At 69.5% G+C, this 19,537-nt stretch carries 24 protein-coding genes; 11 read left to right on the top strand and 13 right to left on the bottom strand.

Annotation, left to right across the window (positions count from 1 at the left end):
• Window positions 1-17 precede the first annotated feature (17 nt).
• From ESP70_RS17410 to ESP70_RS17430, 5 genes are all read left to right on the top strand, one after another.
• On the top strand, window positions 18-650 hold the full coding sequence (locus tag ESP70_RS17410; RefSeq protein ID WP_246162076.1) for a flavin reductase family protein: 633 nt from the start codon (window positions 18-20) through the stop codon (window positions 648-650).
• 33 nt (window positions 651-683) lie between these two features.
• Complete coding sequence (locus ESP70_RS17415) at window positions 684-2,159, top strand: FAD-dependent oxidoreductase (RefSeq protein WP_149690556.1); 1,476 nt, start codon at window positions 684-686, stop codon at window positions 2,157-2,159.
• Window positions 2,156-3,262 carry a heme-copper oxidase family protein gene (locus ESP70_RS17420; protein WP_149690557.1) on the top strand — a complete coding sequence of 369 codons (1,107 nt, stop codon included), beginning with the start codon at window positions 2,156-2,158 and terminating at the stop codon, window positions 3,260-3,262. The genes ESP70_RS17415 and ESP70_RS17420 overlap by 4 nt, the downstream gene beginning before the upstream one ends.
• A gap of 71 nt (window positions 3,263-3,333) precedes the next feature.
• Window positions 3,334-3,537, top strand: a complete 204-nt coding sequence (locus ESP70_RS17425; RefSeq protein WP_149690558.1) for a hypothetical protein — start codon at window positions 3,334-3,336, stop codon at window positions 3,535-3,537.
• Entirely contained in the window at window positions 3,510-3,773 is a 264-nt protein-coding gene (locus tag ESP70_RS17430; RefSeq protein ID WP_149690559.1) for a hypothetical protein, read from the top strand. The genes ESP70_RS17425 and ESP70_RS17430 overlap by 28 nt, the downstream gene beginning before the upstream one ends.
• Window positions 3,774-3,877: 104 nt before the next feature.
• On the opposite strand, the gene ESP70_RS17435 is transcribed toward ESP70_RS17430, so the two are convergent.
• The 3 genes from ESP70_RS17435 to ESP70_RS20705 form a co-directional block, all read right to left on the bottom strand.
• The gene (locus ESP70_RS17435; RefSeq protein ID WP_149690560.1) at window positions 3,878-4,918 is read right to left on the bottom strand and encodes an NAD(P)-dependent alcohol dehydrogenase; all 1,041 of its coding nucleotides are present in this window, start codon (window positions 4,916-4,918) and stop codon (window positions 3,878-3,880) included.
• A gap of 67 nt (window positions 4,919-4,985) precedes the next feature.
• Window positions 4,986-5,444, bottom strand: a complete 459-nt coding sequence (locus ESP70_RS17440; protein WP_149690561.1) for a MerR family transcriptional regulator — start codon at window positions 5,442-5,444, stop codon at window positions 4,986-4,988.
• Window positions 5,445-5,509: 65 nt separating this feature from the next.
• Entirely contained in the window at window positions 5,510-5,605 is a 96-nt protein-coding gene (locus ESP70_RS20705; RefSeq protein WP_425458399.1) for a helix-turn-helix domain-containing protein, read from the bottom strand.
• 117 nt (window positions 5,606-5,722) lie between these two features.
• Between ESP70_RS20705 and ESP70_RS20595 the strand changes: the two genes are divergently transcribed.
• Entirely contained in the window at window positions 5,723-6,367 is a 645-nt protein-coding gene (locus ESP70_RS20595; protein ID WP_188110680.1) for a hypothetical protein, read from the top strand.
• Window positions 6,368-6,377: 10 nt separating this feature from the next.
• On the opposite strand, the gene ESP70_RS17450 is transcribed toward ESP70_RS20595, so the two are convergent.
• Window positions 6,378-7,559, bottom strand: a complete 1,182-nt coding sequence (locus tag ESP70_RS17450) for an oxidoreductase (RefSeq protein WP_149690562.1) — start codon at window positions 7,557-7,559, stop codon at window positions 6,378-6,380.
• Window positions 7,559-7,744: a hypothetical protein gene (locus ESP70_RS17455; RefSeq protein WP_149690563.1), complete on the bottom strand. Its 186-nt coding sequence runs from the start codon at window positions 7,742-7,744 to the stop codon at window positions 7,559-7,561. Before ESP70_RS17455 ends, ESP70_RS17450 begins: the two co-directional genes overlap by 1 nt.
• Window positions 7,745-7,801: 57 nt before the next feature.
• Between ESP70_RS17455 and ESP70_RS17460 the strand changes: the two genes are divergently transcribed.
• Together ESP70_RS17460 and ESP70_RS17465 are read left to right on the top strand one after the other, a co-directional pair.
• Window positions 7,802-8,650, top strand: coding sequence for an LLM class F420-dependent oxidoreductase (locus tag ESP70_RS17460; RefSeq protein ID WP_149690564.1), 849 nt, complete (start codon window positions 7,802-7,804; stop codon window positions 8,648-8,650).
• Window positions 8,647-9,312, top strand: a complete 666-nt coding sequence (locus tag ESP70_RS17465; RefSeq protein ID WP_223148764.1) for a PaaI family thioesterase — start codon at window positions 8,647-8,649, stop codon at window positions 9,310-9,312. Before ESP70_RS17460 ends, ESP70_RS17465 begins: the two co-directional genes overlap by 4 nt.
• Window position 9,313: 1 nt before the next feature.
• On the opposite strand, the gene ESP70_RS17470 is transcribed toward ESP70_RS17465, so the two are convergent.
• Window positions 9,314-9,793 (bottom strand): nuclear transport factor 2 family protein, encoded by a 480-nt coding sequence (locus ESP70_RS17470; RefSeq protein ID WP_223148765.1) that lies wholly within the window; start codon window positions 9,791-9,793, stop codon window positions 9,314-9,316.
• Entirely contained in the window at window positions 9,790-10,401 is a 612-nt protein-coding gene (locus tag ESP70_RS17475; protein WP_149690566.1) for a TetR/AcrR family transcriptional regulator, read from the bottom strand. The genes ESP70_RS17470 and ESP70_RS17475 overlap by 4 nt, the downstream gene beginning before the upstream one ends.
• 89 nt (window positions 10,402-10,490) lie before the next feature.
• Here ESP70_RS17475 and ESP70_RS17480 point away from each other — a divergent pair, with 89 nt between their 5' ends.
• The 3 genes from ESP70_RS17480 to ESP70_RS17490 are packed head-to-tail and all read left to right on the top strand — an operon-like array spanning window position 10,491 to window position 13,147.
• Window positions 10,491-11,741, top strand: a complete 1,251-nt coding sequence (locus ESP70_RS17480; RefSeq protein WP_149690567.1) for a cytochrome P450 — start codon at window positions 10,491-10,493, stop codon at window positions 11,739-11,741.
• A 27-nt stretch (window positions 11,742-11,768) separates the two neighbouring features.
• On the top strand, window positions 11,769-12,413 hold the full coding sequence (locus ESP70_RS17485) for an alpha/beta hydrolase family protein (protein WP_149690568.1): 645 nt from the start codon (window positions 11,769-11,771) through the stop codon (window positions 12,411-12,413).
• Window positions 12,410-13,147: an NADP-dependent oxidoreductase gene (locus ESP70_RS17490; RefSeq protein WP_149690569.1), complete on the top strand. Its 738-nt coding sequence runs from the start codon at window positions 12,410-12,412 to the stop codon at window positions 13,145-13,147. The genes ESP70_RS17485 and ESP70_RS17490 overlap by 4 nt, the downstream gene beginning before the upstream one ends.
• Before the next feature lie 10 nt (window positions 13,148-13,157).
• On the opposite strand, the gene ESP70_RS17495 is transcribed toward ESP70_RS17490, so the two are convergent.
• From ESP70_RS17495 to ESP70_RS17520, 6 genes are all read right to left on the bottom strand, one after another.
• Complete coding sequence (locus tag ESP70_RS17495) at window positions 13,158-13,595, bottom strand: VOC family protein (protein ID WP_149690570.1); 438 nt, start codon at window positions 13,593-13,595, stop codon at window positions 13,158-13,160.
• A 339-nt stretch (window positions 13,596-13,934) separates the two neighbouring features.
• Window positions 13,935-14,996: an acyl-CoA dehydrogenase family protein gene (locus tag ESP70_RS17500; protein ID WP_149690571.1), complete on the bottom strand. Its 1,062-nt coding sequence runs from the start codon at window positions 14,994-14,996 to the stop codon at window positions 13,935-13,937.
• Window positions 14,993-15,685 (bottom strand): acyl-CoA dehydrogenase family protein, encoded by a 693-nt coding sequence (locus ESP70_RS17505; protein WP_246162077.1) that lies wholly within the window; start codon window positions 15,683-15,685, stop codon window positions 14,993-14,995. Before ESP70_RS17505 ends, ESP70_RS17500 begins: the two co-directional genes overlap by 4 nt.
• A 326-nt stretch (window positions 15,686-16,011) precedes the next feature.
• Complete coding sequence (locus ESP70_RS17510) at window positions 16,012-17,157, bottom strand: acyl-CoA dehydrogenase family protein (RefSeq protein WP_149690573.1); 1,146 nt, start codon at window positions 17,155-17,157, stop codon at window positions 16,012-16,014.
• Window positions 17,154-18,020, bottom strand: coding sequence for an enoyl-CoA hydratase (locus ESP70_RS17515; RefSeq protein WP_149690574.1), 867 nt, complete (start codon window positions 18,018-18,020; stop codon window positions 17,154-17,156). The genes ESP70_RS17510 and ESP70_RS17515 overlap by 4 nt, the downstream gene beginning before the upstream one ends.
• Complete coding sequence (locus tag ESP70_RS17520; protein ID WP_149690575.1) at window positions 18,017-19,531, bottom strand: FadD3 family acyl-CoA ligase; 1,515 nt, start codon at window positions 19,529-19,531, stop codon at window positions 18,017-18,019. The genes ESP70_RS17515 and ESP70_RS17520 overlap by 4 nt, the downstream gene beginning before the upstream one ends.
• Between the last annotated feature and the right edge of the window lie 6 nt (window positions 19,532-19,537).

Here is a 19,537-nt window from a genome sequence, read left to right on the forward strand (position 1 = left end):
GAACGGCGGTGGACTCGATGACCGACGCGGACCTACCCGAGGGCATGAGCCCGGACGCTGCGGTGTCCTGGCCGTCCCGCGAGCTGATCGACTCCTACCTCGGCGGGCATGACGAGATGTTCGCGTGGCGGCCCGGCGAGGTCGTCCACATCGACGGCGAGGCTGCGCAGGCCGCCGCTCGTACGTATCGCGATGTGCTCGGCCAGTACGCCAGCGGCGTCACGGTCGTCACGACACTGATGGGTGATGTGCCGGTCGGGATGACCTGCCAGTCGTTCACGAGCGTGTCGCTCGACCCGCCGCTCGTCGCGTTCCTGCCGATGAAGACCTCGCGGGCGTTCGCGGCGATCCGCAAGACCCGGCGGTTCTGCGTCAACTTCCTCGCCGCCGAGCAGGCCGAGGTCTCCAACGGCTTCGCGTCGCAGGCCGAGGACAAGTTCGCCGGCGTCGACTGGGAGCCAACGGACTCCGGCATGCCGCGGCTCGGCGGCATCGTCGGCTGGGTCGACTGCGTCGTCCACGACGTGCACGAGGCCGGCGACCACTACCTCGTCATCGGCCGGGTCGAGGACCTCGGGCACGGCGACGGAGAGAAGCCTCTGCTGTTCCACCGCGGCCGCTACCGCACCGCAGGCGAGGCCTCGGAGTGAGCGAGCGCAGCGAGTGAACACTATGGATCGGGCATGACCCTCGGGCGTACGGCCGTCGTGATGGGCGGCAGCGTCGCCGGGCTGTGTGCCGCCGGCGCCGTGGCGCTGTACTTCGACGACGTCGTCGTCCTTGAGCGTGACGAGCTGCCGGCCGACGCCCGCCACCGTCGCGGCGTACCGCAGAGCAAGCACCCGCACTTCCTGCTCAACTCGGGGCGTCGTGCGGTCAACGCGTTGTTCCCCGGCTTCGAGGAGGACCTCGTCGCCGCCGGCGGCCTGCACCTGACGGCGTCGATGGACACCGCGTACCTCGAAGGTCCGGGCTGGACGCCGCGCAAGCAGGGGGCGCTCGACATGGTCTACGGCTCGCGCATCCTCATCGAGCGGGTGCTGCGCGATCACGTGCGGCAGCTGCCCAACGTGACGATCCGCGAGGGCACCTCGGTCAACGGCATCGACACGGCCGAGGGCCGGGTGACCGGCGTACGTTTCAGCGCTCCCGGTGGGGACGAGCAGGTCGCCGCCGACCTCGTCGTCGACGCGATGGGTCGCGGCTCGTCGGTCGCCGACTGGCTCGTCGCGGCCGGCTGGCCCGAGGTGCCGGTCAAGACGCTCGACGCCAAGGTGACGTACGTGTCGCGGTGGTACGACCTGCCGTCGGCGGAGGAGCGTTCGCCGAGCTGGTGGTGGCAGCACATGGTGATCATGCCGACGCAGGACAAGGGTGAGCACCCGCCCGAGCACGAGTTCCTGGTCAACTTCTTCCCGATGGAGGGCAACCGCTCGATCGCCTGCATGGGGTCGTGGGGCATCGACATGCCGCGCACGGTCGAGGACTTCACGGCGTCGGCCGAGCGCCTGCGGACCCCGCAGTTCGCCGCTGCGATGGCCGCGTCGACGCCGACCTCCGAGGTGCACCTGACGCGGTCGACGGGCAACAAGTGGCGCCGCTACGACCTGCTCCCGAAACCACCCGAAGGCGTCGCGTTCGTCGGCGACGCGATCTGCGGGTTCAACCCGTTCTACGGCCAGGGCATGAGCGCTGCCGCGATGTCCGCCGTGCTGCTGCGTGACGCGTTGGCGTCGGCATCCGCGGTGGACCAGGCGTTCGCCAAGCGGCTGCTGGCCGCGCAGCGCAAGAACCTCAAGGTCGCCTGGGGCATGGCGATGGCCCGTGACCGGGGCTACGAGTGCGCGACGGGCACCGAGACCGTACCGGCGTGGCAGCGCAAGGCCCTCGCCGCGATGACCTGGCCGATGTTCAACCTCATCACCGGCGCTTCGCGGGAGTACCCGGTCGTCGACGAGCACTTCGCCCGTGTCTTCAACCTCGACGAGTCGATCGGCGCGATGATGCGCAACCCGCGCGTGCTCTGGGCGCTGCTGCGCTTCAAGGTGCGGGCGACGCTGGGCCGGCTGACCTTCCCGTACGGCTTCGACTCGCAGCTCGAGCCCCCCGGCACTGACTGGACCCCCGGCGCCGCCGCGCGTGAGGGAGTTGTCGCGTGAGCGCCACGTGCGACGACGCGGCCGAGCAGGTCACCCGCCAGCTGGGCTTCGACTGCCACGACGTCAGCCCGGTCGTCTCGGTGCACAACCCGTTCGAGCTGGCCAGCTGGACGATGCCGGTCCTCGAGCTGCTGATCATCGGCGGCGCCGTCTTCGCCCTCGTGCACGCCCTGCGCCGCTTCCGTGAAGGCGATCCGATCAACCTCGCGCTGTGGTTCGCGCCGCTCGTCTATCTCTTCGTCACCGAGCCGCCGCTGTACTTCCCCGAGTGGTTCGGCCTCGACAAGCAGTTCGGCTTCATCTTCGCCCACAACATCTTCACGGTGCAGTTCATGTGGGACCGCCTGCCGCTCTACATCATCGCGATCTACCCGGCGCTGACCCAGCTGTCGTACGAGCTGGTGCGGGTCCTCGGGGTCTTCCGCCGCGGCGCCGTCGTCGGTTCCGTCGCCGTGGCGTTCGTCTGCCAGGTGTTCTACGAGGTCTTCGACCAGCTCGGCCCGCAGCTGAAGTGGTGGGCGTGGAACGACGCCAACCAGGACGTCAACCATCCCGCGCTCGCCTCGGTGCCGATGAACAGCATGGTGCTGTTCGCGTCCGTGTCGTTCGGCGTGATGACCTGGCTCGTCGTACGCCTGTGCGGCACGCCTGAGGGTGGCCAGCCGCGCCGGGGCTGGTCGCTGACCTGGCGCATCGTGCTCGCCGGCGTCCTGGCGCCGCCCGCGATGAGCGTGTTCGGCATCCCGTCGAGCATCTTCGGCGGTGACACCCCCAACGTCACGGCGCAGGCCTGGGTCCTCGGCATCGAGCTCGGACTGATCTGGCTGGCCGGGGTATGGATCCTGGTCACGCACCTGCGCCGCCGCGACGAGTTCGAGCCGATGACGCCGTTCGCGCGGATCTATCCCGTGCTCTACCTCGTCGTCATGGCGGTGCTCTGGCTGACGGCGCTCCCGGAGTTCCTCGACGCGACCAACGGCGTCACGTCCGACGGCACCCCGATCGGCAGCGGCCTCTACACGATCGCCTGCTTCATCGGGGCAACTGCGGTCCTGGCAGTGCTCCACACCACCCGCCGGCGCAGCGTCCTCACCGTGGGCTGACCCGAACGATAAGGTGACACTCTTTCGGATCCCCGCACGCGGGGTCACCGTTCAACTTTCAGGGGAATCACATGCAGAAGGCACTCTTCGTCGCGACCAGCAGCGTGGCGCTGCTCATGGCGCTCAGCGCACCGGCGTACGCCTCCAACGTCACGAAGACGGCCTACAGCTCCTCGCCGGTCTACGAGACCAACGCGAACTACACGCCTGCTCCGGTCGACTGGCACTGGGCAGGTCGAGTCAGTACGTGGACTCCACCAACAACATCGTGGTGAAGGACTACACGAAGTACCGCGAGTACAAGGTCGTCGTGCGAAACCTGAGCGGGACGGCAGTGTGCTCCATCGACTCGCAGTCGATCGCGACATACGGGTCGGTGCGCAAGTACTGCTCGAGCCTGGCCGAGGACGTCAAGTACAAGTTGTCGTTCTATTCGCGAAACCAGGGCTCGTCGAACACGTGGTGGCTCGAGCCCAATGACGGTGCGAACCCGGTGGCGTTCTTCGCCTGACCCCAGAGGTCCGCTTCGATCGCGAAGGTGTTGCCGTCGGGATCCCGGACTGGGTGCACGCCGGCCGCCGCGTCAAGGTCGCGGCGACCAGCGGGCGCTGACCCTCAGTTCAGCGTGCTGGCGTCGATGACGAAGCGGTATCGCACGTCGGAGGCGAGCACTCGCTCGTACGCCTCGTTGATCTGCTCCGCGGCGATGACCTCGATCTCGGACGCGATGCCGTGTTCCGCGCAGAACTTGAGCATCTCCTGGGTCGCCGCGATGCCGCCGATCATGGAGCCGGCGAACGAGCGGCGGGCGCCGATGAGCGACATGGCGTCGACCTGGAAGGGCGTCGGGGGAGCGCCGACGTTGACCAGGGTGCCGTCGACGGCGAGCAGGCCGAGGTAGGCGTTGACGTCGATCGACGCGCTGACCGTGTTGACGATCAGGTCGAACTGATTGGCGAGGACGGCGAACGTGTCGGGGTCGGAAGTGGCGTAGTAGTGGTCGGCGCCCAGGCGGAGGCCGTCCTCCTGCTTCTTCAACGACTGCGAGAGCACGGTGACGTCGGCACCGAGGGCGTGCGCGATCTTGACCGCCATGTGGCCGAGCCCGCCGAGACCGACAACCGCGACCTTGGTGCCGGGGCCCGCGTTCCAGTGCTTGAGCGGTGTGTACGTCGTGATGCCCGCGCAGAGCAGCGGCGCTGCTGCGGCCGGGTCGAGGCCCTCGGGGATCGAGAGCACGAAGTTGGCGTCCACGACGACGTGGGTGGAGTAGCCGCCCTGCGTCGTGGTGCCGTCACGGTCGGTCATGGCGTACGTGCCGACCATCCCGTTGGTGCAGTACTGCTCGTCGCCCTGCAGGCAGTTGACGCACTCGCGGCACGCGTTGACCATGCAGCCGACGCCGACACGGTCGCCGACCTGGTGATGGGTCACCCCGGACCCGATCTCCGCGACGGTGCCGACGATCTCGTGGCCCGGAACGACGGGGAAGGGCTGCGGGCCCCAGTCGCCGTTGACGGTGTGGATGTCGGAGTGGCAGATGCCGGCGTACTCGATGGCGATGAGGACGTCGTGCTCTCCGACGGCTCGCCGGTCGATCGTGGTGAGGGCGAGTGGGGCGCCGGCCTCGGGGGCGGCATAGGCGTTGACGTGCATGGATCTCCTTGTGGTGATGGAACTCGTGGGGTGGCGTCCGCCGGGTCGGCGGCGCGGTCCGGATGGGTCAGTTCTTCGCGCGCCTGAGGGCGTCGGCGAGCTTGCCGGCCTCATCGCTGATGAGCGCGGCACGCTCGGTGTCACTGGCTTCGACCGCGCGCCAGTAGTCGATCTTGAGACCGACATAGCGTTGCCGCACGGCGAGGTGCTCGGCCTCTGCTGCAAGCCGTTCTGCCTGGTTCGACAGCAGCTCGATCTGGCCGGAGGCGGCGTCCGGTCCTTGGTGACCGTTGGCGATGTATCGACGCATGTCGCTGACCGACATGCCGGTGGCCGCGAGGCACGCAATCCACATCAGCTGGTCGAGATCGTCCTCGGCATACACGCGGTGCTTGCTGCTCGCCCCGCGGCTGATCGGCGCGATCACGCCGACCGTCTCGTAGTAGCGCAGCGTGCTCGCCGGCAGCCCGGTCAGCGCGGCTGCCTCCTTGATCGTGTATGTCCGATGGGTGGCTTGGTGACTCACTCCCACAACGGTAGGAACTTCAAGTACTTGAAGTCAAAGGTCTGCGCGGAGCAGGTCAACCCTCGTCAGCCCAGCTTCCGGTACGTGCGGTGAATCGTCTGTCGGGTCACCCCGAGGAGGGTTCCGATCTCGGCCCAGCTGAGCCCGGTGTGGCGAGCTATCTGAACCGCCGGGACCGATCGCGTGTGTCAATTGGTCATTGACAGGCTGTCCGCCTCCCGGCTATTTTCGGCGAGGTGCGAGCAGGGGATGCTCCACATGAGTCGAATGGAATTGCGATGAAGCCGCTGGCGAAAGTTCTGTCCGTTGTGGTCCTGGTGCTGGCGGCGGGGTGGTCGACGTCGCTCCCTGCCACCGCTGAGCCGGTGGTGACACCCACCGCGAAACCGGCGAAACCGAGCACGCTTGCCGGCCTGCTCAAGCTGCTGATCGGCAACGGCACCCCGGCAGGCGCAGGCGGCACAGGCGGCAACGGCGGGCTCTTGATCGGCAACGGCGGATCTGCCGGCGCCGGTGGCACGGGTGGCAACGGCGGACTGATCGGCAACGGCGGATCGGCGGGTGCTGGTGGTACGGGTGGCAACGCCGGGCTGATCGGCACCGGCGGCACAGCAGGCAAGGGCGGCACGGGTGGCAGCGGCGGCATCGTGGCAGGCAGCGGTGGTTCCGGTGGCACTGGCACCGCGGGCGGCTCGGGCGGCAGCGCCGGACTGATCGGGGCCGGGGGTGCGGCCGGCACCGGTGGCACCGGGGGCAGCGCGGGCCTGATCGGCAACGGTGGATCCGTCAGCGGACCCGGCAAGGGCGGAGCGGCCGGCTGGCTGATCGGCTATGGAGGCTCCACCGGTGCGGGCGGCACGGGTGGTTCCGGTGGACTGCTGTTCGGCCAGGACGGTCAGTCGGTGCTGTCTGCCCTGTTCTGATTGCCGCAGTTCACGAGGGCTGCAGCTGCTCCACGACCGTGCATCTCGTGCCGGAGTAGATCGTCGGCATGCACTGGTTGCAGTGGATGCAGAGGCCGTGGGTGGTCTCGCCGGCCTGCATGCGGTTGACCAGGTCGGGCTCGCGGAGCAGCGCGCGGCCCATCGCGACGAACTCGAAGCCCTCGGCCATCGCGCGGTCCATCGTGGCCCGGTCGTTGATGCCGCCGAGCATGATCAGCGGCATCGACAGGGCGGAGCGGAAGGCGAGCGCCTTCTCGCGCAGATAGGCCTCCTCGAACGGATACGCCTTGAAGAACGCCTTCCCCACAGGCGTCCGGAGCCCGAGGCGTACGGGCAGGGGCATGTTCGCGGCGAACTCCTTGAGCGGGACGTCGCCGCGGAACAGGTACATCGGGTTGAGCAGCGAGCTGCCGGCGCTGAGCTCGAGCGCGTCGAGGTGGCCGTCGGCCTCCAGCATCTGCGCGAACTCCAGGCTCTCGGGCATCGAGAACCCGCGTGACGAGCCCTCGGTCATGCCGATCTTCGCGGTGACCGCGACCGCGTCGCGGACCTCCTCGCGTACGACCCGGGCGATGTCGCGGGCGAACCTCGCGCGGTTGTCGAGGGAGCCGCCCCAGCCGTCCTTGCGGCGGTTCTGCCCCGGCGCGAGGAACGAGCTGAGCAGGTAGCCGTGCGCCATGTGGATCTCGAGCACGTCGAAGCCGGCGTCGACCATGATCCGCGCCGTACGTATGTAGTCCTTCGTGATCCGGGCGATGTCGGCCGCGGTCGCGGAGCGGATCATCTGCATGCTCAGCGGCGACGGCATCTTCGACGCGGCGAGGGCGTGCACGCCGTTCGACCGACCGTTGGCGACCGGCCCGGCGTGGCCGAGCTGGCCGGCGACCTTGGCTCCGGTCTCGTGGATCGCATCGGTGAGCCGCGCGAGGCCGGGCGCCGACTCGGCGTTGACGACGATGACCTCCTTCTGCGTACGCCCTTCAGGTGCGATCGCGAGATAGGCGACCGTCGTCAGGCCGACCCCACCGCGAGCCGGCGCGAGGTGATAGTCGATCAGCTCGTCGGTGACCAGCCCGTCAGGCGTACGTCCCTCGAAGGTCGCCGCCTTGACGGTCCGGTTGCGCAGCTGCACCGGGCCGAGCTGCGCCGGCTCGAAGACGTTGGGCACCATCAGCGCAGCCGGGTCCTCGACATCCCGGCGCCCTGCGGTGCGTGCAGGTCGGAGATGGTCACCGGTACGTCGGTCAGCTGCAGCGTCCCGAGCCACTCCGCGATCGGCGCCGCGAGTGCGTCGATGTCCCGCTCGTGCACGGTCATCTTCGTCTCGGCGTGTACGTCGTGCTCGGCGTCCGGCATGCAGGCTCCTCGGGAGTAGCGTCCACACGATGGTAGAACACGTTCTACATTGGTGGTATGCGTAACGGAATCGTGCTCTTCACGTCTGACCGCGGCATCAAGCCGGCTGCCCTCGCCCAGGCTGCGGAGGAGCGCGGCTTCGACACGATCTACGTGCCCGAGCACACCCACATCCCGGTCAAGCGCGAGGCGCTGCACCCGACGGGCGGCGAGGAGCTGCCCGACGACCGCTACATGCGCACGCTCGACCCGTGGACCACGCTGGCCACGTGCGCGGCGGTCACCGAACGGATCGGCCTGTCGACCGCCGTGTGCCTGCCGGTCGAGTCGGACCCGATCACGCTGGCCAAGACGCTGGCCACGCTCGACCACCTGTCCGGCGGCCGGCTCACGATCGGCGCCGGCTTCGGCTGGAACACCGACGAGCTGACCGACCACCACGTGCCGGCCAACAAGCGCCGCACCGTGCTCAAGGAGTACCTCGAGGCGATGCGCGCCCTGTGGACCGAGGACGAGGCGTCGTACGACGGAGAGTTCGTGTCGTTCGGTCCCAGCTGGGCGTACCCGAAACCGCCACAGGGCCGGATCCCGGTGATCATCGGCGCCGGCGGCGGGCCCAAGACCATGAAGTGGATCGCCCGGCACGCCGAGGGATGGATGACCACGCCGATCGAGACCGACACGGCGGCCAAGGCCGATCTGCTCCGCAAGGAGTGGACCGATGCCGGCCGCGAGGGTGAGCCGGACGTGCGGATCCTCGTCGCCAAGAAGCTGACCGGCGAGGACTTCGCGGACTGGGCCGCCGCCGGCGCCTCGGAGCTGATCTGGGGCGTGCCGGACCTCGAGGAGGACGCCGTGCTCGGCTATCTCGACAAGCTGGCGTCGCGGATGGGGCTCGGCTCATGACGCTGTCGTCGATGTCGTTCGTCCCGTCCGAGATGACGACGGCCGAGGTCGAGGCCTCGGAGCTGCTCTACGGCGGGTTGGCCCAGGACGTACGCCACTTGGTCGACGTCGCCATCCGGACGAACGTCGACGCCGATCGCGTCGCCGCGGCCCGCGCCCTGGTCCGGCAGGCGGAGCAGGTCCTCGCCGAGGATGCGTCGACCGAGCCCGCGGGCATCCAGTTCAACACCGAAGGCCGGTCGTGGAACTGGGGCAATGCGGTCGTCGGGGTCCGCAACGCGATCGCCCCGCCGGTGATCCTGCGGTGGTCCGACGACGGGTCCGTACGCTCCGAGGTCGACCTCGGTGTCGCGTACGAGGGTCCGCCCGGCTGCGTGCACGGCGGGGTCTCGGCGCTGCTGCTCGACCACCTCATGGGTGAGACCGCCAGCGCCGCCCACACCCGGCTCATCGTGACCGGGACGTTGACGCTGCGCTATCTGCAGCCGCTGCCGCTGGGACGCGTACGCATGCAGGCGCAGGTCACGAACGAGGACGACCGCAAGGTCACGGTCACCGCTCACCTCGGGCCCGACGGTGGCGAACCTGCCGTCGAGGCGACCGGACTGTTCATCGTCCCGCGCTGGGCCCGCGAGGGATCGGTGTCGGGTTCGCTGGACTGAGTCAGCCGCCGAGCGCGGCGAGCATCTTCTGCCCCGCGTCGCTCAGCGTGCCGTGTGCGGTCGCCACCCGGCACCAGTCGCGCGTCATGTCGGCGAACTTCTGCGGGTTGTAGATGTCCTCCTCGCGGATCAGGTTGCCCTGGTCGTCGAACGTCAGGATCGTGAGGTTGGAGGCCTCGTGGACCGAACCGTCGCCCGGGTCGCGCATGATGTTGCGGATCTCGCAGATGACCCGGTTGGTCGGAGCATCGACGACCGACCAGGCCGCCGGGAAGTCGATCATCTCGGTGGCCGGGAACGCCGTCATGGTGCGGACGACCCACGCCCGGATCTCCTCGCGTCCGGTGAAGTCGCCGTACGCGTGCTCGCTGTAGGTCGCGTCCTCGGTGAACATGTCCGCGAACGCCGACCAGTCGCCGTTCGCCGCGATCTGCTCGACCGTCGCGGCGTAGCGGTCGAACGCCGCCTGAAGGTCCGTCACGGTTGGCCGCCGCGCAGCGCGGGAGCGACCCAGCGACGGAGATAGGCCCGCAGCTCCTCGCCCGTACGCTCCGGGTCGCCGGGATCGAGCACGAGCGACTGCAGTGTGCGCAGCAGGTGCTCGACGAGCTCGAGCTGATCGTCCTCGGCGAGCCCGCCGGTCGACCAGTCGACGCCGAGTCCGGCGAGCAGCTTGCCGCCGAGGGCGATCGACGAAGGTGCCGTCAGCCCGGCGAGCGTCGTGCTGATCTGGCCCGGTGCCAGCAGCCGGTTGAGCGCGGGGTCGTCCCGGAGGTGCTCGTAGACGTACGCGACGGCTTCGACCGCTGCCTCGGCACCGTCGCCGGATCCGTCGAGGTGCTTGACGACGTGCGCGATGAGCTGCTTCTCGAGGTCGCCGGCGGCGTCGAGCGACGCGGCGTTGAGCAGGTCCTCGGTCGTGGGGAAGTGGCGGTAGACCGTCTGCCGGGTCACGCCGAGGACGTCGGCGATCTCCGAGATGCTCGTCGTGCCGGTCGAGCTCAAGCGCGCACGCGTGGCGTCGAGGATGCGGCGCCGCGCCTCGGTCGCGTCAGCCGGCGGTTGCCCGCTCCAGCCGTGTGACCTCATCACGCACCTCCTCGCTCGATTCCTTGACGATCATACACATCTGTGTTTCTGTTCATACAGACTTCCAAGAGTGTATGACGAGGAGAACCATGACCGCCCAGCTGCTGCCCGAGGGCTTCGACTTCACCGACCCCGACCTCAACCTCGCGGGCGTGCCGCACGACGAGTTCACCGCGCTGCGCACGGCGTCACCGATCCATTGGGTCGAGCAGGTCGACTCGGCGCGAGCCGGGATGTCCGTCGATGCCGGCAGCGGCTACTGGGCGGTGACCAAGCACGCCGACATCTCCGAGGTGTCCAAGAACAACAAGGTGTTCTCGAGCAAGGAGAACGGCGCGATCATCCGGTTGCCGGAGACCGCGACGCGCGAGTCTCTCGAGATGACCCAGGTCGTGATCATCAACCAGGACGCGCCGGATCACACCCAGCTCCGCAAGATCATCAGTCGAGGGTTCACCCCGCGGGCGATCGGTGCCCTCGACGAGGTGCTCGAGGAGCGGGCCCGCCGCATCGTCGCCGAGGCGGTCGAGGTCGGCAGCGGCAACTTCGTCGACCAGGTCGCCTCGCAGTTCCCGCTCGAGGTCATCGGCGACATGCTGGGCATCCCGGCCGAGGACCGCAAGAAGATCTTCGACTGGACCAACCAGATGACCGGCGCCGAGGACGCTGACCTCGCCCGTGAGGACAACGATCCCGAGGCTGCGGCCGCCGAGGTGCTGATGTACTCGATGGGCCTGGCCGCCGAGCGCAAGGCCAACCCCCGCGACGACATCGTCACCAAGCTGGTGCAGTCCGGTGAGGACGGCGGCCGCGGCCTGACCGACGACGAGTTCGGCTTCTTCGTGATCGCCCTGGCGGTCGCGGGCAATGAGACCACCCGCAACGCGACGACGCACGGCATGAACGCGTTCTTCGACCGCCCCGACCAGTGGGACCTGTGGGTACGGGAGCGCCCGAGCACGATGGTCGACGAGGTCATCCGCTGGGCCACCCCGGTGACCTCGTTCCAGCGCACGGCCCTCGAGGACGTGGAGCTCAGCGGCGTGCAGATCAAGGCCGGCCAGCGGGTCGCCCTGTTCTATGCCAGCGCCAACCACGACGAGGACGTCTTCACCGATCCGTTCACGTTCGACATCACCCGCGACCCCAACCCGCACCTGTCGTTCGGCGGCCACGGCGTCCACTACTGCATCGGCGCCAACCTCGCGCGCATGGAGATCAAGCTGATCTTCGAGGCGTTGGCCGACCTCGCCCCCGACATCCGCCGCACCGGCGAGGTGTCCCGGCTGCGTTCGGGCTGGCTCAACGGCATCAAGGAGCTCCCGGTCGTCTATCGCTGAGGAGCCGAATCGGCCTACGGTTCTTCCATGGCCGAGCCCGGGGAGTCACTCGTTGCCACGCCGCACGGTGATGCGCGGGTGCACCTCACCGGACCCGCGTCACCGCGCGGACTGCTGATGCTCGGTCACGGCGCCGGCGGTGGCGTGAACGCTGTCGACCTGCGCCTGGCGACTGACGTCGCCCTCGGACTGGGTCTGGCCGTAGCGCTGGTCGAGCAGCCGTATCGCGTGGCGGGCCGGCGGGCACCGGCGCCAGCCGCTCACGTCGATGCGGCTTGGTGCGCCGTCGCCGAGCACGTACGCGTTGCCGAGCTCGCGGACGTGCCACTGGTCGTCGGTGGCCGCTCGTTCGGCGGCCGGGTGGCCTGTCGTACGTCCGCGGATGTCGGTGCCAGCGGGGTGCTGTGCCTCGCGTTCCCGCTGGATCCTCCCGGCCGCCCCGAAAAGTCGCGGCTGCCCGAGCTCACGGCAGTCACCGTCCCGGCCCTGGTCGTGCAGGGCGAGCGTGACCCCTTCGGCGTGCCGGATCCTCAGACGCTGCCGTCCACCGTGACGCTCGTCGTCGTGGACGGCGACCACTCGCTCAAGAAGGATGCACCGGCGATCCGCGCCGCCATCACCGACTGGCTGGCGGGAGCACTCCCGCCCGTCCCCAACGAGGAGGGTTCATGAAAGCACTACGGCTGCACGAAGACGGACTGCGGCTCGAGGAGATCCCGCGACCCGAGCCGGAGGGGGACGACGTCCTCGTCCGCGTCCATGCCGCGGCGATCACGCGTGACGAGCTGACCTGGCCGACCGATCGGCTGCCGGCCACGCCGTCGTACGAGCTGTCCGGTGTCGTCGAGTCCACGGGCGAAGAAGTGATGGCGCTGACCCCGTTCGACCGCGACGGGGTGGCCGCCGAGTGGGCGAGCGTGCCGCGTTCGGTGCTCGCGCCCAAGCCGAGCGGTCTGAGTCATGTGGAGGCGGCGGCGCTGCCGATGCCCGGGCTGAGTGCTTGGCAGGGCCTCGTCGTCCACGGTGGTCTCACCGCTGGTCAGCGGGTCATGGTGACCGGTGCGGGCGGAGGCGTTGGGCATCTTGCCGTGCAGCTCGCAGCGCAGCTTGATGCCGTCGTGGCGGAGGTCGGCGAGACGTGCGATCTGCTGTTCGACACCGTCGGCGGCGAGCCGCTGACCCGCAACGCCGCCGGTGCAGGATCCATCGTCACGATCGCCGCAGAGGCACCCGGTGCGCATTACTTCATCGTCGAACCCGATGGGGCGCAGCTCGCGGCGTTGCCCGAGCTGCGCCCCCAGGTCGACAGCGTGTTCGCGCTGGCGGACTTCGACGCGGCGTTCGACCGGCTCACCCAGCGCGGCAAGCGCGGCAAGGTGGTCCTGAGCGTCGTCGACTCCGCCTGAGGGACGGTTCTCAGCTGAAGTACTCGAACAGCGACACGACGATGCCTTCGGGACCGCGGACGTACGCCATCCGCACCGTTCCCTCGTAGTCGCCCATGCCGCCGACGAGTCCGTAGCCGTCCGCAGCCAGCTCATCGACCGCGGCCTGGAGGTCGCCGACCTCGAACGACACGTTGCGCAGCCCGAGCTCGTTCGCCATCGCGTGGGGCGATCCGGGCACGTGGTCAGGGGTGACGAAGCGGGCGAGCTCGAAGCGGGCGCCGTCGGGCGACTTCAGCATCACGATCTCGCAGTGCGTGCCGGGAATGCCACACACCAGCTCGGCGAACTCGCCCTGGACCGAGCCGGTGCCCTCGACCTCGAGGCCGAGCTTGACGAAGAATGCGGTCGCCGTGTCGAGGTCCGCGACGGTGATGCCGATGTGGTCGAAACGCTGAACGTGTGTCATGTGGTCCATCCTCTGCGGTGTGATCGATGTGATGCTGGGACGGAGCCGATTCCGGGTTCTCGACATCGTGGTGATGAACTTTTTCGGCTGCATCTCGTCGCAGCGGCGGTGATGATCCCGACCCTGGCGCGAAACCTCGCTGCCCAACCCCTCGCCGGACGAGTAGCAAGCTCGCTCAGCGAGCGGCGTATCGAGACCCCGTGAGTTCGCAACCGATTCTCGTACCTTCTCGGGCTGCCGACCGTCTTGTTCACTGTCGGGTTCCAGTTCCTGGTGTTCCGGGCAGAGAATCAGGCGCGCGACGCCCAGGCCGCAGAACCGCACACCCAGTCTTGGTGCTCAGGAGATCAGCGCGGCTCGTTGCTGGTGGGGGAGGCCGAAGAGCTGGTGCAGTGCTTGCGCCCGCTTGAGGACGAGGTGGGCGTCGTGCTCCCAGGTGATCGCGATGCCGCCATGCAGCTGGACCGTCTCGGCGGCGACGGCCATCGCGGCCTCGGAGCAGTACGACCCCGCCGCTGCGGCGAGCCGCGCGGCCTCGGGTGCGTCGTGGACGTGCGCCTGGACGGCGGCCCACGCCCCGGAACGCGACATCTGCACGCGCACGAGCATGTCGGCCATGCGGTGCTTGAGCGCCTGGAACGAGCCGATCGGCCGGCCGAACTGTTCACGCTGCTTGGCGTACGCGACGGTCATGTCGAGGCCGCGCTGGGCGCAGCCGACCTGCAGAGCGGCGGTCGCGAGGGTGCCGACGCGGTGAGTCGTCGCGAGGATCTCCGCGGCGTCGAGGCTGATCGGCTCGGCGGCCACCGCGTCGAGCTCGACACGGGCGAAGCCGGTCGTCGGGTCCATGCCGGCGAGGCGCGTACGACGCAGGCCGTCGGCGGTCGGGTCGACGAGGAAGAGTCCGGTGCCGGCATCGTGCTCGGCGACGACGAGGAGGATCTCGGCGGTGTCGCCGTTGAGGACGGGGGAGACGGTGCCGTGCAGGGCGCCGTCCCACCTCACCTCCACCGGTGCCGCGATGTCGCCGGTGACGCCGGACCACGCGAGGGTGGCGACGGCTCCGCTGGCAATGCGAGCCGAGGACTCATAATCCCTGGGTCCAAGTGCAGAGCTTGCGATGACGGAGGCCAGGAGCGGGGAGGGGGTCAGCGAACGGCCCAGCTCCTCGAGTACGACGTACGTCTCGGCGAGGCTGAACCCCGCGCCGCCGTGCTCCTCCGGGATGGCGAGCGCTGCGACGCCGACCTGGTCGCACAGCGTCGCCCAGAGGTCCGCGTCGTAGCCGCCCGGCTGCTCGATCGCGCTGCGTACCGCCTGGCTGTCGGAGCGCCGGTCGAGCAGGTTGCGCACGGCGGCGGCGAGCTCGGTGTGCTCTCGCGTGGGGACGAGATCGGTCATTTCGACGGGCTCAACGATTGGTCCGCCAGGAGCGAGGCGAGCAGGCGCTCGCGGTGAAACGACGCCGTGCCCCACGCTGACTGCAGCGCACGGATGCGGAGCAGCCAACGACTGAGGTCGTACTCCTCGGTGTAGCCGATCGCCCCGTGGACCTGCAGGCCGACGCGGGCGGCGAGGTTGGCGGCCTCGGCAGCCTGGAGCTTCGCAGCTGACACGGATCGTGGCGTCAGCTCGAGCGCGGCACCGAAGACGAGGGGCCGCGCGAAGTCGAGGGCAATGCGTGCGTCGGCCAGCTGGTGCTTGATGGCCTGGTACGAGCCGATGGCCCGGCCGAACTGGGTGCGCTGCTTCACGTACGCCACGGAGTCCGCCAGCACGCGCTCGCCGGCACCGAGCAGCTGCGCGGCGGTGGCGAGGACGGCGAGGTCGTAGGCCGCGTCGAGGTCACCGTGCGCGACCGGCTCGCCGGCGGTGACGGTGAAGAGATGGCGGCTGGGGTCGATCGACGTGACGCGACGTTCGGCGGTTGCGGTGTGCAGCTCGCCGTCGACGAGGGCATAGACCTCGTCAGCGACATCGGCGTCCACGGCGTACGGCATCGCGACGGTCGTCCGCGACTCAGTGAGGTCGACGTCGGTGCGTGCGAGAGGCAGGTACGCGGCCGACTCGATCCACGGACCGGGCACCACATGGCGGCCGATCGCCTCGAACGCGATGCCGATCTCGACGGGCGTGGGGGGGGGGGGGGCGGGGGGCCCCCCCCCCGACACCCACCCCGGGCCCCGCAGGTGGGCCCGGGGGGGGCGCCCCCCCCCCCCGGGTGTCCGCTTGCCGGGGGGGGGGGCCCCGCGGCCCCCCCCCCCCACGCCCAGATCAGCGAGCCGGGACCAGAGCTTGAGCCCGGGTTCGTGGTCACCGGCGGCCCAGGCCCGGTTCGCCGCAACGGAGTCGGCCCGCGACAGCAGGTCGTCGAGGGACCGGGCGAAGCCGGACTGCTCATCGGTCAGCGTGAACTTCATCCCCTGACCTCCCGAGGGAGGCCGAGGATGCGCTCGGCGACGATGTTGCGCTGGATCTCGTTGGTGCCGGCGTAGATCGGGCCGGACAGTGAGAAGAGATAGCCGTCGGTCCAGCTCGAGGCGACCTCGGCCTCGGCGCCGAGCAGGCCGAGCGCGGTCTCGTGGAGGGCGACGTCGAGCTCGCTCCACCACACCTTGTTGACCGATCCAGCCGCGCCGATGTCGCCGCCACCGGCGAGCTGCGTGACGGTGCCCCAGGTGTAGAGCCGGTACGCCTCGGCACGCAGCCAGGCGTCGACGACTGCAGCTGACGATGACGTCCTTTCGACAGGTTCAAGGACCGAGGCGTACAGGTCGAGGAGGCGGTCGGCCGTGGCGCAGAAGCGCCCCGGCGACCGCAGCGACAGCCCACGCTCGTTGCCGGCGGTGCTCATCGCGACCCGCCAGCCGTCACCGGGATCACCGAGCACGTCGGCGTCCGGCACGAAGACGTCGTCGAAGAACAGCTCGGCGAAGCCGGCCTCGCCGTCGAGCTGCGCGATTGGGCGTACCGTCACGCCGTCCGCGTCGAGGGGGAAGCAGAAGTAGGTCAGCCCGCGATGCCGCTCGGCCGCCGGGTCAGAGCGGAACAGGCCGAAGCCCTGGTGTGCGTACGCCGCCCGGGACGACCAGGTCTTCTGCCCGTTGAGCAGCCAGCCACCGGCCACCTGCGTGGCGGTCGAGCGCAGCGACGCGAGGTCGGAGCCGGCCTCGGGCTCGGACCACGCCTGCGCCCAGATCGTCTCGCCGGTCGCCATCGACGGCAGCCAGCGCTGCTGCTGGTCGGCAGTGCCGTGGTCGAAGATGATCGGTGCCAGCAGGAAGATGCCGTTCTGCGAGACCCGACCGGGGGCACCGGCGCGGTAGTACTCCTCCTCGAAGATGACCCACTCGACGAGCGACGCTCCGCGCCCGCCGAACTCCTCGGGCCACGACACGACCGACCACCGCTCGTCGGCGAGGCGGCGCTCCCACTGCTGGTGCGCGGCGAATCCGTCAGCGGTGTCCATCGACGGCAACGGCTCAGCCGGTACGTTCGCCGCCAGCCAGGCCCGGGCCTCGTCGCGGAACGCGAGCTCGTCGGGGGAGAAGTCGAGGTTCACCCCTGCTCCTTGGTCTCGTTGTCGCGAGCCTTGGCCGCCATCGCCTTGGCGTCGAGCCCGCCGAGCGCGTTCTCACCGACCTCGGCGTTGTGGGCGTGCGCGAAGTGGTGCAGCCCGAACACCGAGTCCATGCCGGCGCGCATGCCCTGCAGGTCCTCGGCCTGGTTGACCGCCTTCTTGGTCAGCGCGAGGCCGAAGCGCGGCATCTGCGCGATGCGGCCGGCCAGCGCCAGCACCGTCGACTCGAGCTCCTCGGCGGGTACGACCTGGTTGACCATGCCGAGCGACAGTGCACGATCGGCGGTGAACCGGTCGCCGGAGTAGAGGAACTCCTTGGCGGCGCGGGGGTTCATGACCCACGGGTGCGCGAAGTACTCGACCCCCGGGATCCCCATACGTACGACCGGGTCGGAGAAGAATGCGTCGTCCGACGCGATGATGAAGTCGCACGCCCACGCGAGCATCAGCCCGCCGGCGATGCAGGCGCCGTGCACCTGCGCGATGACCGGCTTCGGGATCTCGCGCCAGCGCCGGCACATGCCGAGGTAGACCTCCGACTCGCGGGCGAAGCGCTGGTCGCCACCCTCCTTGTCGGTGTGGTCCCACCAGATCACGGCCTTGCGCTCGAACGTCTGGTCCACGTCCCGACCCGGTGTGCCGATGTCGTGGCCGGCGCAGAAGTGCTTGCCGTTGCCGGCCAGCACGATCACCTTGACCGCGTCGTCATCGGTCGCGCGCTGGAACGCGGCGTCAAGCGCGTACGTCATCTTGGAGTTCTGCGCGTTGCGATACTCCGGCCGGTTGAGCGTGATGCGCGCGACCTGGTCGACGACCTCGTACGTGACGACGTCTTCTTCGGTCATGGGGTGCTCCTCAGCTCGGTTTTCAAGACTTTTCCGCCCAGGTTCCGCGGCAGGGCGTCGACGAAGACGACCTCGCGCGGCACCTTGAAGTTGGCCAGCCGTTCGCGGGTGAACGCGATGACGGCGTCGGCGTCCGGGCCGCCCTCACGACGTACGACGAACGCCTTGCCCACCTCGCCCAGCCGCTCGTCGGGCACGCCGATCACGGCGGTCTCGACGACGCCGTCGAGCCGGGCGAGCGCCTGCTCGACCTCGGCGGGATAGACGTTGAAGCCGCCGCAGATGTACATGTCCTTGAGCCGGTCGGTGATGCGCAGGTAGCCGTTGTCGTCGAGGACCCCGACGTCACCGGTGTGCAGCCAGCCGTCGGCGTCGATCGCCTCGGCGGTGGCGGCCGGGTCGTCGAGATAGCCCAGCATGACCTGCGAGCCGCGCAACAGCAGCTCGCCCTCGCTGCCCGGGGGCAGGTGCTCGCCGGTGTCCGGGTCGGCGATCGCCGTCTCCATGCCGTCGATCGCGCGGCCGCACGTCGTGGCAACAGTCTCGTTGCTGTCGCCGCGCCGACACATCGTGGCGACGACGCACTCGGTCATGCCGAACGCCGTGATGACGAGGTCGAAGCTCAGCTCGCTCTGCAGCCGCTCGACGAGGGCGACCGGTACGTTCGCGGCGCCGGTGTTGGCGAAGCGCAGCGACGACGTGTCGGTCGACGCGAACGCCGGCGACTCCAGCAGGCCGAGGAAGATCGCGGGCGCACCGGGCACCATCGTGATCCGCTCCGTCGCGATCAGCGCGAGCGCCGCGTCGGGGTCGAACGTCGCCATCGGGTGGAGCGTGCACCCGTGCAGCAGCCCGACGAGGACGCCGACCTTGTAGCCGTACGAGTGGAAGAACGGGCTGATCACGAGGTAGCGGTCCTCGGCGCTGACCTCGCCGACGGCGCTCCACGCCGCGGCAGCGGCGACGGTCTGCCGGTGCGCGCTGAGCACGCCCTTGGGCCGGCCGCTCGTGCCGGACGTGAAGAGGATGTCGGCGACGTCGTCGGGAGAGACCGCGTCGGCGGCGGCTTCGACCGCGGCGAGGTCGGTGTCGTCGGCGGGGAGGGATGCGAGGTCGGCGAGGTCGAGGATTGGCGCTTCGGGGGAGAGCGCGCGCAGGTCCGCGATCTGCGTACGCCCGAGGAACCCGTCGGCGATGACCACCAGCGCCGCGTGCGTACGGTCGACGAGGTCGGCGACCTCGTGTGCGGTGTAGCGCGAGTTGGCCGGCACCAGCGTGCCACCGGCGTACGTCACGGCGAGTCCGGCCACGACCCAGTCGATGCTGTTGGGCGCCCACAGAACGACGCGGCCGCCGGGCTCGAGACCCCTGTGGTGGTAGCCCGCGGCGGTGCGGTGCACGAGGTCGTGCAGCTCGGCAAAGGTCACGGTGCGGCCGTCCATCACGTACGCCGGAGCGTCGCCGAACTCTTCGGCGGCGCGGCGTACGAGCCCCGGGACGGTGTGGGTCACGAATCC

It is taken from the genome of Aeromicrobium ginsengisoli (assembly GCF_004134905.2).
In the GTDB taxonomy this organism is placed as follows: Bacteria; Actinomycetota; Actinomycetes; order Propionibacteriales; family Nocardioidaceae; genus Aeromicrobium; species Aeromicrobium ginsengisoli.